Origin of the sequence: Bartonella sp. JB63, from assembly GCF_002022665.1 — a bacterium.
In the GTDB taxonomy this organism is placed as follows: Bacteria; Pseudomonadota; Alphaproteobacteria; order Rhizobiales; family Rhizobiaceae; genus Bartonella.
On record NZ_CP019788.1, the window covers coordinates 113,275 to 126,919 of the forward strand.

Sequence of the window (13,645 nt, forward strand, 5' to 3'; positions counted from 1 at the left end):
CTAAACTATGATTGAATATAATCCCATTTCTCCTGGATATTCTTGGTATGAAGATACTTTAGAAGAACGTCCTACTTATCCATTTGTCGATGAAAAAGCAAATTGTGATGTGGTTATTATTGGAGGAGGTTTTACCGGTCTTTCAGCTGCTTATCACTTAGCTAAAAATGGAATTAGTGTTATTTTATGTGAGGCTTCGCGTTTTGGTGATGGAGCTTCCGGACGCAATGGGGGACAATTGGGAACAGGCCAAAGGCAATGGGTAGAAACATTAGAGAAAAAATACGGTTTTGAACGAAGTAAAGCACTGTTTGATTTAGCTGAAGAAGCTAAAAGAGATATTTTGTCTTGGTGTACTAGATCTGATTGTAAAATTGATTTTATGACAGGGCAGCTTTCAGTTATCCATAAAAAACGTGCAATTATAGCTTATCAGAAGCATGTTGAGATGTTGCAGCGTTATGGTTATTCTAATCTTACTTTTATGGATAAAAATGAAACAGCTGAACGGCTTGGTTCGTCTTTTTATCACGGTGGTCTCTATGATTCAGGAACTGGGCATATCAATCCTTTAAAGTTAGTTGTTTGGTTGGCAAAAAAAGCAAAAAAGGCGGGTGCTAGACTTTATGAAAAAACCAAAATAACAGGGATAGAACGAAAGGGAAATCAGTATGTAGTAATAACAGAAAGAACGAACATTACAGCTGAGAATGTTTTATTAGTAACCAATGCCTATAAACTTGGGCTTCAGCATCTTGTTGAAAAAAATATTGTTTCTATTCGTTCGTATATTGGAGCAACGGAGCAGTTACCAAAACATAGTTCGATTCTTTCAGAGGGTGAATCAGTGGATGATTCACGTTTTATGGTTCGTTATTTTCGTAAAAGTATGGATAATCGCTTATTATTTGGGGGAGTAGAAAGTTATGATCATCGGTATCCGGTTAATTTAAATGAACGTATACGTAGACAAATTATTGAAATTTATCCTCATTTACGGTCTATAAATTTAACTCATTGTTGGGGAGCAACAGTAGCAATTACAGTTGAACGCATGCCCTATGTTCGCGAAATTATGCCAGGTATTACTTATTGTGGCGGATATTCAGGACACGGGGTTATGTTAGCTCCATTTATAGGGAAATTATATGCTGAATGGTTGTCTGGAAAGCATGAGCGTTTTGCATATTTTCAAGATTTAAAAATTTCTTCTTTTCCAGGTGGGAAATTTTTGCGTTATCCACTTATGTTTTTAGCCATGAATTGGTTTTCGTTGATGGATCATTTTTAAAATGAAGAAAGTTAATGGTTTATTTAGCATCTATCTGCTTTGTAATATAGTTTTTGTAAGACTTTAATTTAGGTGATTTTGGGAAAGAAATAAGTAATAGAGAAATGTTATAGTTCGTAAGATTATGATTGATAATTTTTAGTGGATGAATACAACTTTTTATTTATTAACAGGTAAAAAAATGTCTGAAGTTGTTGTGATTTTAAGACTTATTTTTCAATGAATATAAATAATTTTTCTAATCGGTTGATTATTCATCCATAACTTAATGATGAGAAACAGTGCTTGATGATGAAGGACTCAGCTTCAATAAATATCTAGTTTATTATATACTATTCGATCTGAATTTTCAGATGCGTTTTTTGAAGGTGATTTTGATGCTTTTGAGTGATTATTGGTTGATGGTATTTGCCAAAAAAACATTATTTGTGCATCGTGATGAAGTTGTCTGGTGTTGGATTGATCCAATTCTTAAAGAATTAAAGACAATTAAACTTTCTAAACTTTCTGTGCATTAGCATAATTCTTGTTCTTTGAGAGGACATTTGCTTTAACTATTTTGAATAAACATAATGGATGCATATAGAATAACTTAGTTTAGGGCGATAATAATGTATGAAATGAATATCAACCGCTTAAATTTTGAAACACCTTCTGCTCTAGCATCAGCATTAACGGATCGGGTTGCAGCAGAGCTTAGCGTCTCTATTCTTGAACGTAAACAAGCAATTTTAGCTGTTTCTGGTGGAAAAACACCAGAACTGTTTTTTCATTATTTATCGAAAGTTGATATCGATTGGCAAAATATAATTATAACTTTGGTTGACGAACGTTTTGTATCTGTTAGTGATGAGCGTTCAAATGAATATTTTGTACAGCGCCATTTGTTACAAAATTTTGCTGCTAAAGCACGTTTTGTAGGACTTTATCATAAAGCAGTGACTGTTGAGCTCGCAGCTTTTTCAGCTGCTAATCGCATGAATACTTTGCCTATACCGTTTGATGTTACTGTTTTAGGAATGGGTATTGATGGACATACTGCTTCTTTTTTTCCAGATAGTGATCGTTTGGAACAAGCACTTGATCTCCAATCAAAAGCACTTGTTTTACCTATTTATGCTAAGAGTGCTGCTGAGCCAAGATTGACGTTGACTTTGCCGGTTATAATTCAATCTCGTTTTATTGCTCTTCATTTTGAAGGATCTCAAAAATACGCTTGTTTCGAAGAAGCTTGTCGAAATGGATCTGAAAAGGAAATGCCCATCAGAGCAGTTTTGCATCACGCACATCACCTAGTTCAAGTTTATTGGTCACCTGAAGAAAATGAAATACAAGAAGCAAAAAAATAGTGAAAATATCCTAGAAATGAAATGCTCTTTCTGATAATTAAATGTGCAAATTAATAAGAAATTGAGATACTTTTTTAAAGAAAATTTCTATAGTTACACAAAGAGTTTTGTAAGTATTTTTATCAGCACTAAAACATTATCTAGCTTAAGATGCGATGCATAAAATTTTTAGAATTCTGGTACAGGTAATTTATGAGCTCGGGCGGTAGCTTTAAGCGTATTGACCATAAGCATGGCAATAGTCATAGGACCAACGCCTCCTGGCACAGGAGTGATAGCGGTGACTTTTTCCCTAACTTCTTCAAAATCAACATCGCCAACAATATGGGATTTTGTTGTTTTTTTTTCTGATGTTGCAATTCGATTAATACCAACATCGATGACAATGGCTCCTTTTTTGACCCATCCCTTTTTAATCATCTTTGGACGACCGACAGCCACTACTAAAATATCAGCGCTACGGCATACTTCATCAAGATCACGAGTACGACTATGCGCAATCGTTACTGTGGCATTAGCTGCTGTTAGGAGGGCTGCTATAGGTTTGCCAACAATATTAGATCGTCCGACTATAACAGCATCAAGACTGGATAAATCTTTGCCACATTTTTGTTGGATCATCATCATGATACCAGCTGGTGTGCAAGGAATTATTGTGTCTTCGAAGATATTTGCTGCAAGTTTTCCTATATTTATATAGTGAAAACCATCAACGTCTTTCTGGACAGCGATAGTTTGTGTTATATTGTTTGTATTAATATGATCAGGAAGAGGAAGTTGAACCAAAATACCGTGGATTTTAGGATCAGAATTTAATGTTTCGATAAGCTGAAGAAGTTCTTTTTCTTGTGTTTCTTTCGACATTACATGTTTGATTGAAAGAAAGCCACATTCTTCAGCTTTTTTACTTTTTGATGAGACATAAATTTGACTTGCAGGATCATCTCCTACAATAATAACAGCGATGCCAGGTTGTATTTTATGATTTTTATAGAGTTTTTTTGTTTCATTTTTAACTTTAACAAGAATGTCTTCAGCAAGTTTTTTGCCGTCAATAATTTTATCCATAAAAGGAATCCTTTCGGTAAAGCTGTTTGGCTTTTATATAAAGTATTTGCTGATAATGAAATAGAGTTTTATAGCAATGTTTAAGTTAGAATAAAAAGGTGGTTGAATGGTTCTTATGTGTTTTTTAAAATACTGTAAAGATATTTAGAATAATAGTTTGATGAAAAGGTAGTAATAGCTCTGTTTCAATAAAATTTCGATAAAAATAGAAATGATCAAACTGTTAATATATATAACAGATTTCAAAAGCATAAAAACCTTTCTGAACTTTCATTTTACTTGATTTTAGTTTTTGATAAGGACAAGAGCTTAGAGGAAAATTGTGTGCATTAAAATAATAAAATTTTTAAGTGGAATTTTAATCGCAATTGTTTTTTTAGGTGGGGTTGCAGTTATTATTTTTCCCTATATTGTATCAACAGATGCAATTCGTGTCCGTTTAGCACAGGATTTAAGCGTATGGACTGGTTATAATGTTCAATTACGTGATCCTCCAAGATTGAAAATTTTTCCTTATCCAAAAGCCTTTCTTTCAGGTGTTACTTTAACACCAAAAATTGAAAATATTGCGCCTTTAATGGAAGTAGAATCGATAGAAGTTGATCTTTCTTTGGTTTCTCTTCTTTGGGGACATATTTCTTTTTCAGAAACACGAATTATGTGCCCAAAATTTGTTATGGATAAACCTGTTAAAATGATATCTGATTTTTTTGATACACTTTTACAGTCGCAAAGTGCATTAGGCTTGGCAGTACAGAGTGCTCGTGAAGTTATTAAGCATAATCCTGATAATCCAGATGTAGCAAGCCTTTTAAATCAACCTTTTGGGCGTATTATTATTGAAAATGGTACACTGATGTATCGTGATGGTGTTTCTGATGTAATGGAAAAAATAACAGAATTAAATGCATCGATAGATTGGCCTGGATTAACACAAGCATTTCAGTTTCGTGCAAAAGCTCGTTGGCATGGAGAGTTAACGGAATTATTAATTAATGCTGATCAAGCTTTATTTCTTTTAGCAGGAGGGAGAAGTTTACTTAAGGTAAGTTTCAATTCCGTGCGTGGTGGTATAACGTTTAAAGGACAGGCACGGTTATCTGAATATTATATTTTTGACGGGAAGGTTTCACTGCGTTTTCCTGGTTTAAATCAGACAGTCGCGTGGATTGGTGGTAATCAGTTTTTAGGGAATAGGTTAAAGATACCTATTGTATGGGAATCTGATTTTTTAGCACAGCCGGCACATGTTCGAATGAGCAATATTATATTTACAATGGGTACAGCAAATGCCCGTGGAGCTTTGGAATTTAATTTTAAAAATCATGTACCTGTTCTCATTGGGTCTTTAGGTTTTGATAAGCTTGATTTTAATATGTTGAAGTCTTTATTTTTTTGCTCTGAACAGGAAAATGAGTTTTTTGATTTAGCTTTTTTAAATCGTATAGGATTGGACATAAGGCTTTCAGCACCACAAGCAAAAATAGGTGATATTGCAATGACTGATTTAGCAGCCGCAATACAAATTAAAAATGGACATGGCATTTTTGATCTTGGAAATGTAAATATTTTTGGTGGTTCTATTCAGAGCAATATCCAAATTATTCCAGATGGCAAAAGAACAAATATTAAAGGAACTGCTTCAGGTACTTCTGTTGACGTAAAGGCTATTTCATTAGCTTTAGGGTTTCCTCCATTTTTACAGGCAAAAACAAATTTCATTATGACAATGCAGATCTTTCCTAGTTGTTGGTCAAAAATTCTTACTCAGATGCAGGGACGGTTAACATTGAACATATCTTCTGGTCAATTATTAGGATATAATCTGAATGATTTGCAGAATAAACTTTCAGAAAGTGAACAGCTTCTTTTAATGAATAATCAAAAGCTTTCAACAGATTTTGATCATTTGGATATTAAAGCGAAACTTTCAGATGGTGTTCTATCCGTGATAGAAGCATTAATGCATACTGCAGATTGGAATTTGTCTATTCACAGAGCAATAGAAACTTTTGGTTCTAATGGTGAACAGAATGATTTGATATTACAAGCAAAATTGCAGAAAAATAATCGTTCAGAGACTATATGCAAAGATATTGAATGCCTTACTAATAGTCTTGTACGACCTTTGGTTTTTTCATTCAGTCCCATTGAGAAAGTTTTCGGTAATTTTTTTGTGAAGAAAACTATAACTGAAAACTAATATTTTGTTTTTTGTTATTAATGGTGATGCAGAGAATTTTTGAAAATATTTTTTATATAAAATTTAAAAAATAAACTGATGTATATGTATTTATGCTGGTGTGTGTATATTGAAGTGAGTAGAAATACCATAACCATCGTGGATAATTACACTCTTTTCATCTGCTCCAACTGAGCCAATGCCTATAGTGACTAAAATAAAGCCTAGAATTGTGATAATAGTGATAACTGTAGCTTTTTTAACAGACATATTTTTCTCCAATTACAAAATAATTTATTGAGAGCAATGATGTGTATTATTAATTATAAATCTTTATGAAAACAGAATCATTTAGCATTCTACTTGTTCCAATTATAGTTTGTAAAAGTAAAAAAATTCTATCATTCTTTATATAATTTAGTTGTATAGATTGTATTTTTCCTCTGATTACTCTTTTTTTGTTCTCTTGACCATTTTAACAAGCTCTGGCACAAACTTTTTATGCGTGCAAATTATAAATTGAAAAGACTATTTATTCCGAAATTACTAGCTTTAAACGAAGAAATAGTAATAGAGGGTCAACAGGCTTCTTATCTTGTGCATGTTTTGCGCATGAAAGAAGGCGCTAAGGTTTTGCTTTTTAATGGACAGGATGGTGAATGGCTTGCCAAGCTTATTCTTATTAAGAGGAAATTTGTGGTGGTTCGTCTTATTCATCAAGAAAGATTGCAGACAAAACGTTCAGATCTTTTTTATTGTTTTGCTCCCCTTAAACATATGCGTTTGGATTATATGATACAAAAAGCTGTAGAAATGGGAGCTTCTGTTTTGCATCCTGTTATAACACATTATACACAAGTCACGCGTATCAATATGGCTCGTATAGAAGCTAATATTATAGAAGCTGCTGAACAATGTGGTATTTTATCTTTGCCGAAATGTGCTTCTGCTGTACCATTAAAGACATTTTTAGAAAATTGGGATGAAACGCACGCGTTGTTTTTTTGTGACGAGTTGAACGAATCATGTAACACGATTCCTCTTTTAAAAAAGCATGGAAAAACTCCGTTGGGTGTTCTTATTGGACCAGAAGGTGGATTTAGTGAAGAGGAGCGAGTCTTTTTAAAGAAATATCCTTTTGTATTTTCTGTATCATTAGGCCCGCGCATCTTGCGTGCTGACACTGCAGCTGTTGCTGCATTAACTCTTGTTAATGCTACGGTGGGAGATTGGTCAATTCATTAAGAGATTTGCAATATCATCCAAAAAAATTCATTTAATAACATACTGAGTAATAGGATAAAATAATTGATGGCACTTGATAAAACTGATGAAAGTGAAATTAACAACTTAGATTCTTTAGTTGGTTATTTCGAAGACGCCTGTAAAGCCGAGGATGATTGGTGTATCGGTACAGAACACGAAAAGTTTCCATTTTATGTAGATGGTTTTCGTCCTGTTCCATATGAAGGTACAAACGGAATCAGAGTGTTATTGGAAAAAATGCAAAGAGCTTTGGGATGGGAAGCTGTTTTAGATGAGGGGAATATTATTGGGCTCCTAGGGTCAGTAGATCAAGGTGCTATTTCTTTAGAGCCTGCAGGGCAGTTCGAATTATCTGGGGCACCGCTGAAAACAATTGGTCATACTTATTGTGAAGTTATGGCGCATTTAGAACTTCTCAAAAAAGTTTCACAGCCGCTAGGTATTTGTTTTTTAGGTATAGGGGCTAGCCCAAAATGGACATTGGATGAAACACCGAGAATGCCCAAATCACGTTATCAAATTATGACCAATTATATGCCAAAGGTTGGTCATGACGGCCTTGATATGATGTATAGGACAGCAACCATTCAGGTTAATCTTGATTTCTCATCTGAGACCGATATGCGAAGAAAAATGCAAGTATCAATGAAGTTACAATCTATTGCAACAGCATTATTCGCCAACTCGCCTTTTACTGAGGGGGAGCCAAATGGTTTTTTGTCTTGGCGCTCTCACGTCTGGTGTAGTACCGATAATCAAAGAACAGGAATACTTCCTTTCGTATTTTCTGAGCGTTTTGGTTTTTCTGATTACGTTGAATGGGCACTTGATGTACCAATGTATTTCGTTGTGCGTGATGGGCATTATTATGATTGTACGCATATAACTTTTCGCCAATTTATGAATGGAGCTTTAAGAAAACAAATTGCAGATTCAACACCAGCTATGAGAGATTGGACTAATCATTTATCGACTTTATTTCCAGAAGTGCGGTTAAAACGCTTTTTAGAAATGAGAGGTGCTGATGGAGGTTCTTTGAAGCATATCTGTGCATTATCTGCTTTTTGGGTCGGTCTTCTTTATGATAGTGAGGCGCTCAATGAAGCAGAGGCTTTAACAAAAGATTGGTGTTTTGAAGAAGTTTTAGAAATGCACACACGTGTTGCTAAAGAAGGTCTAAAAACACCTTTCCGTCAAACTATAATTTTAGAATTAGCACGCCAAGTTCTTGCTATTTCTCGTAAAGGTTTAAAAAATCGTCAGCAGTATGATACTGGTGGCTTTGATGAGACAGATTTTCTGGCTCCTTTGGAAGAAGTGGTAGCGATGGGGCAAACAAATGCTGATAAACTTTTATCTAATTATCATTCTATTTGGGGTAAATCATTGGATCCAGTATTTTTAGAACACGCTTACTGGATTGTTTAAAGTAAAAAACTCTTTTTATTAATAATGTATATATTTTTAATTGTTGTTTATGATTTAATATTTAGCCTTAATGTACCCTTATATTCAGCTGATTCGGCTCTTATAATGAGTAACCTTAGTGTCGAAAAAAAAAAGAAACATACAACATTTATATGCACAAAAATACTCTCCACACAACTATTTTTGTTGGCGAATCCACTTTATTAAGTTAATGAAACATAAAAAAAAATAGTCAAAATATTTTATAATACTTAGCCATACAAATGAAATAATTTACATAAAAAACACTCACATATGTTTATGTTTTAGATTAAACTACTATATTATCGCACAGCAAAAGTGCGACCACCACTGATAAGGCCTTCTCTTTGAGCATGTTTACGGGCAAGTTTACGTGTGCGACGAATAGCTTCAGCTTTTTCACGAGCACGCCTTTCTGACGGTTTTTCATAATATCCACGCATCTTCATTTCACGGAAAATACCTTCACGTTGCATCTTTTTTTTCAACGCACGTAGTGCTTGATCAACATTATTATCACGAACGAGTACTTGCACAGCTTATCCTGCTTTGTTTCAATATTAAAAATAAATAGGCAAAAACCTAACTCTCTTTAAACTGTTGAGTAAAAAGAGCATATAGAGCAGAATAAGTATCATATAAATAGGGTATTTGTCTATATTGCTTTTTAAAAACTCTATTCTTTTTATTATCATTTTCTAATATGTTGCTTCCCTCGAAAGTATGGTCAGTTTTGTCGTTAATTTTAGCATTCTTAGTTGCGTATAATCCCATTGCGCAAGCTCAAACAATATTAGCAATGTCTTGTGATTCTGATAATCAATTACTCCGAAATAAACACTATTATCTTCTGCATTAATTATATAGTTAGAAAGTTAAAACTAGTTATTAATTATTTTTTGTAATTAGTACGATGAAACTACAGGTATTTCAGAAAATCGAAGTTTCATCTTTATACTAAGGAATTCATTATATTAAAGATCTTAAAGTTGATCTCTACGTAATCGATGTAAAACTAACAACTATGCATAATATTGTACAAAAATAGTTTAACTACTACTATCTAATTTAGAGAATTTCTCTAATTTATTTAAAATAAATTTTTTATTAAAATTGCGCTTATTAATGTAATTTGAATGTATAAACAAGAACAATCACAAAAATTCCGCGAAGCGTTTAATGTGGCCGTCAATTTGTATATGCTTGATGGGTTATTTGTTTCTTATGAGACATTCGAAATTATCGAAAAATGTGCACGCAGGGGTTATTCACTAGAACAATTTAATATTCTGATGGATAATACTAGACTTAGTATTCTAAAGGATAGTGCTAGAATAAAAAATACTAATACAAGTTTAGAAGAAAAAATAAAGCATAATAATTTACAGACTGCCTATGATTATACTAGTTTTAATAGAAGAACGATGAAAAATAAATATGGATTGGAGGGGAAGGCTTTTGAGAGGATATGTGCACATGATATAATACAAGCGATTGTTAATCTAAAAGAAGAACCGTTGCCGGAAAAATTTGATTCCTCTTATCTAAAATATCTTCATAAGTGTTTGTATGGAAAGGCGTTTGAATGGGCTGGGTGTATTCGCCAGCATCAATTTCAATTTTCAGATAGCACAGTTACTAAGTTACTGATCAATAATGAAATTAAAAAAGAACTGTTGCCGGAAAAGTTTGCTTCCTCTTATCTAAAAGGTCTTCATAAGTATTTGTATGGAAAGGCGTTTGAATGGGCTGTATATATTCGCCAGCATCTATTTCAATTTTCAGATGGCACAGTTACTGAGACACAGAACGATAATGAAATTGAAAGATTGTTTAAAAAAATTGATCAAATACTTGCCGAAAAGGATAATTTGCGAGGTCTGTCACGTGAAAAATTTGTTGATGAAGCATCAAAAATATTTGCCTTTCTCAATAATATATACCCTTTTCAGTTTGGAAGTGAATGCACATTACGAATATTTTTTGAAAAAATGGCAGAGGCTGGGGGGTATAATCTTGATTTCTCAGTTGTGACAAAACAACGCATGTGGTTTGTTTGTCATGCTGCATTACCAAGCGATGGTAGCGATGTGGGTGATATAATTCCTATGCGCCATCTGTTTGAAGATATTTCCAATCCAGAAAAAGTCTGTGTTTTAAAGGAATTCATAGCACATATGAGAGATGTGGATATGATCAAGTACACAGAGATGAAAAATAAGGTTTTTATCCTGCCGACTGAAGGTAGTACCTATACAGGAATCTATAAAGATTGTAGTCCAGATTCCATTAGGCTTATGGTGAAGGATAATTACTTTATATGCAAAAAAGATTATTTTGCGCCAGAAACATTAAAAACATTACTGCCTGGTCAGAAGTTAATATTTACAGCTTCAATACCAAATAACTTTCAGAACATACTTCTTCCGGGAGAAAAATTAGCCTCTTTAACGGAAAAAGAAATTGCTACAAAAATTGTAAAAAACGCTTCCGTCCAAACGAGTAGAGAAAAAATAAGGCATTTATCAAAACATGTCTATAGGGATTCGAACATATTGAACAAAGATATAAATCTGATTAATATGGATTCAGGTTTGAGTGAACAACATGTCAAACAGATTGTTAATTTTTCTAAATATACTTCTCAGCTTTCAGGTACGAAAGTATTCAATATAAGAACTCCAAGCCGTAAACGAGCTGAAGCCAATTACCCTAAGCTTGTTCGGGAGGTTAATAATTACATAAGTATTGTAATCGCTACTAGAAAAAAAATTCTCCAAAAGCATCAAAGAGAACAAGAACGTTGCCAACAAGTAGTAGAAATACCTAACCAAGTAGTGCAAGATATTCTTAATTTGCCAAAAGAAGAGCAAATAAAAGCTTTAAATGCCAATCCTCAACTGAACAAAGATATCGAAGATTTTTTAAATAAAGTCAAGACTCGTCTTTCGACAAAAGAGTATCAAGCACTTGATGAAAATCATTATGAGAAACTCGCTAGTAGTATTGGCATATCAATGAATAGGGCACGAGAAATTGCAAAAATTGTTCAGAAAGCTCAAGTAGCAAGACATCTATCTAGAGAATACAAGATTTGTAAGTCAAGAACGATGGCTATAGCCCGTTAAAATATAAGGTTTTGTATCTTTTTTATATTTAGGGGTGAATTATTTGTAAATAGTATTAGTTTAAGATACTTATGTCTATCTGGATCTTAATAATTTAAGGTAAAGTAATTTTTTTATTTAATGTTGAATTTGTAAAAGAGCAGTGTCCAAAAATAAAGCTGCAAATATAAAAAGTTTACAAAAATAAAAAGAAATCTTAATTTATAATGTGCTGTTAAAGGAAAATTTAAGTCCTATTTCCTCATCTTTGATTATATTATCGCTAACCGTAAAAATATAAATAAAATCATTTATCTTATGGCTATAAATCCATTGGCGCACCCGAAGAGATTCGAACTCCTGACCCCCAGATTCGTAGTCTGGTGCTCTATCCAGCTGAGCTACGGGTGCACATTCAATTTTTCATATCGTTAGGATATGGGGTTCTTAATCGTTTCGTTAATGAATTACAAGTGAAACTTGGTAAAAATAAAGATTTTTATCTGTTGAACCATTATATGTTGTTTAAGTAGTATTGTAATTTTTGAGTTACTATACAGTCTCTGCATAGAATTTATATCATTGTGTTGTAGTAAAATTTCAATATGAACGATAGTTAACTTGACGGTGTGATCTACGAAAGATAGTCAAGTATAAATGAGATACGTTTTTGTGATGAGAGTTTAAAAGATATTATCTGCAATTTGGTTTTAGCTAAAACTTAAATATTGCATAAAATTATTTCATACAGATATGCATATTCATTATAAATCAAGGATTAGAGGTATGGGGTTGTTGAAAAAAACTGTTCCATTGGTACTTTTAGCTTTCGTTTTGATTATTTCTTATTGTAAGTCAAAACATGGTTCAGAAAACTCTACTCGTTCAGTGGATCAAACAAAAAATATGTCGCATAAAACATTAAATTCACCAACAGGTATGTCTGCAGCAAAAGTTATTGTTGATTCTGTTAAAATTAAAAAATTTGATGAAAAGCTTAATGTAATTGGCAACGGAAGAGCTATTGCAACGGTAGGATTAACTCCCTGGTCAGCAGGTGTTGTTGATAAACTTTTTGTATCAGCTGGGGAAAAGGTGCAAGCTGGTGATTTGATTGCAAAACTTGATTCCAAAAAGGAAGAAATAGCGGCTGCAAGAGCAAAGGTGCAACGTGATAATAGTGCTTTAACGCTTTCGCGTATTCTTAAGCTACGTGCTACTAATACAGCAACAGAAGTTCAAGAACTCACGGCACGTTTAGAGTTAGATAATGCGAATCTGGTTTTGCGTGATGCTGAATTAGCGCTTGATCGGCGAACAATTCGTACACCAATTAGTGGAATTGTTGGTATTTTACCTATTGATGTAGGGAATGCCGTTGCTATTAATACTGAAATAGGTCGTATTGAAAATAGAGAGCGCATTTTGATCGATATATGGGTACCTGAACGATATGCATCACGTATTAGTAAAGGAGATGAAGTAGCTGTAACTTTAGCAACCCAATCTAGTGAAACTTTTGTTGGACATATTTATGCGATTGATAATATAGTTGACGTTGCAAGTCGTACATTTCACGTTCAAGTTGAGATTGAGAATGAAAAAGATACACTTATGTCTGGTATGTCTTTTTCTGTTACATTTCAATTTGATAGTGGTTTATTTCCTGTTGTTAATCCCCTTGCTGTTCAATGGGATAGTAACGGGTCGTTTGTATGGTGCGTAAAAGAAAATAAGGTAGAACGTATTCCAGTATCAATTGTTAAGCATAAAACAGATCAAGTGTTTGTGAAGGCTTTTCTAGAAAATGATACTCAAGTTGTTATTCAGGGGGTACAAGTGCTTTATCCAGGTAGAAATGTCATTATTGAAGACTCAAAAGGTCCTCAACAGTAATTATTGGTGATGAGTGAGCAGGATATATCGGGATATA

General features: G+C 33.4%; 11 protein-coding genes and 1 tRNA gene. 8 read left to right on the forward strand and 4 right to left on the reverse strand.

Features of this window, described 5'->3' with window-relative positions; translation table 11 throughout:
* Positions 1–7 precede the first annotated feature (7 nt).
* From BJB63x_RS00510 to pgl, 3 genes are all read left to right on the forward strand, one after another.
* Entirely contained in the window at positions 8–1,291 is a 1,284-nt protein-coding gene (locus BJB63x_RS00510) for an NAD(P)/FAD-dependent oxidoreductase (RefSeq protein WP_078718547.1), read from the forward strand.
* Between the two features lie 377 nt (positions 1,292–1,668).
* The gene (locus BJB63x_RS06485) at positions 1,669–1,809 is read left to right on the forward strand and encodes a hypothetical protein (protein ID WP_153300740.1); all 141 of its coding nucleotides are present in this window, start codon (positions 1,669–1,671) and stop codon (positions 1,807–1,809) included.
* A gap of 93 nt (positions 1,810–1,902) precedes the next feature.
* Complete coding sequence (pgl, locus tag BJB63x_RS00520; RefSeq protein WP_078718548.1) at positions 1,903–2,640, forward strand: 6-phosphogluconolactonase; 738 nt, start codon at positions 1,903–1,905, stop codon at positions 2,638–2,640.
* A gap of 168 nt (positions 2,641–2,808) precedes the next feature.
* On the opposite strand, the gene folD is transcribed toward pgl, so the two are convergent.
* Positions 2,809–3,708, reverse strand: a complete 900-nt coding sequence (gene folD / locus BJB63x_RS00525) for a bifunctional methylenetetrahydrofolate dehydrogenase/methenyltetrahydrofolate cyclohydrolase FolD (protein WP_078718549.1) — start codon at positions 3,706–3,708, stop codon at positions 2,809–2,811.
* Between the two features lie 322 nt (positions 3,709–4,030).
* Here folD and BJB63x_RS00530 point away from each other — a divergent pair, with 322 nt between their 5' ends.
* A complete protein-coding gene (locus BJB63x_RS00530; RefSeq protein ID WP_078718550.1) occupies positions 4,031–5,911 on the forward strand; it encodes an AsmA family protein in 1,881 nt (626 codons plus the stop codon).
* Positions 5,912–6,001: 90 nt separating this feature from the next.
* Here the strand turns inward: BJB63x_RS00530 and BJB63x_RS06545 are convergent, their stop codons facing one another.
* Positions 6,002–6,160 (reverse strand): hypothetical protein, encoded by a 159-nt coding sequence (locus BJB63x_RS06545; RefSeq protein WP_194284790.1) that lies wholly within the window; start codon positions 6,158–6,160, stop codon positions 6,002–6,004.
* Positions 6,161–6,391: 231 nt separating this feature from the next.
* On the opposite strand from BJB63x_RS06545, the gene BJB63x_RS00535 reads away from it, so the two are divergent.
* Positions 6,392–7,135 (forward strand): 16S rRNA (uracil(1498)-N(3))-methyltransferase, encoded by a 744-nt coding sequence (locus BJB63x_RS00535; protein ID WP_078718551.1) that lies wholly within the window; start codon positions 6,392–6,394, stop codon positions 7,133–7,135.
* A 66-nt stretch (positions 7,136–7,201) separates the two neighbouring features.
* Entirely contained in the window at positions 7,202–8,584 is a 1,383-nt protein-coding gene (locus BJB63x_RS00540) for a glutamate--cysteine ligase (RefSeq protein ID WP_078718552.1), read from the forward strand.
* A gap of 323 nt (positions 8,585–8,907) precedes the next feature.
* Here BJB63x_RS00540 and rpsU read toward each other — a convergent pair whose 3' ends face one another.
* Positions 8,908–9,141: a 30S ribosomal protein S21 gene (gene rpsU / locus BJB63x_RS00545; RefSeq protein WP_078718553.1), complete on the reverse strand. Its 234-nt coding sequence runs from the start codon at positions 9,139–9,141 to the stop codon at positions 8,908–8,910.
* 600 nt (positions 9,142–9,741) lie between these two features.
* On the opposite strand from rpsU, the gene BJB63x_RS00555 reads away from it, so the two are divergent.
* Complete coding sequence (locus BJB63x_RS00555) at positions 9,742–11,733, forward strand: BID domain-containing T4SS effector (protein ID WP_078718555.1); 1,992 nt, start codon at positions 9,742–9,744, stop codon at positions 11,731–11,733.
* 313 nt (positions 11,734–12,046) lie between these two features.
* Here BJB63x_RS00555 and BJB63x_RS00560 read toward each other — a convergent pair.
* Positions 12,047–12,123 (reverse strand) — tRNA-Arg (locus BJB63x_RS00560).
* Between the two features lie 375 nt (positions 12,124–12,498).
* Between BJB63x_RS00560 and BJB63x_RS00565 the strand changes: the two genes are divergently transcribed.
* Positions 12,499–13,608, forward strand: coding sequence for an efflux RND transporter periplasmic adaptor subunit (locus BJB63x_RS00565; protein WP_078718556.1), 1,110 nt, complete (start codon positions 12,499–12,501; stop codon positions 13,606–13,608).
* Positions 13,609–13,645 lie beyond the last annotated feature (37 nt).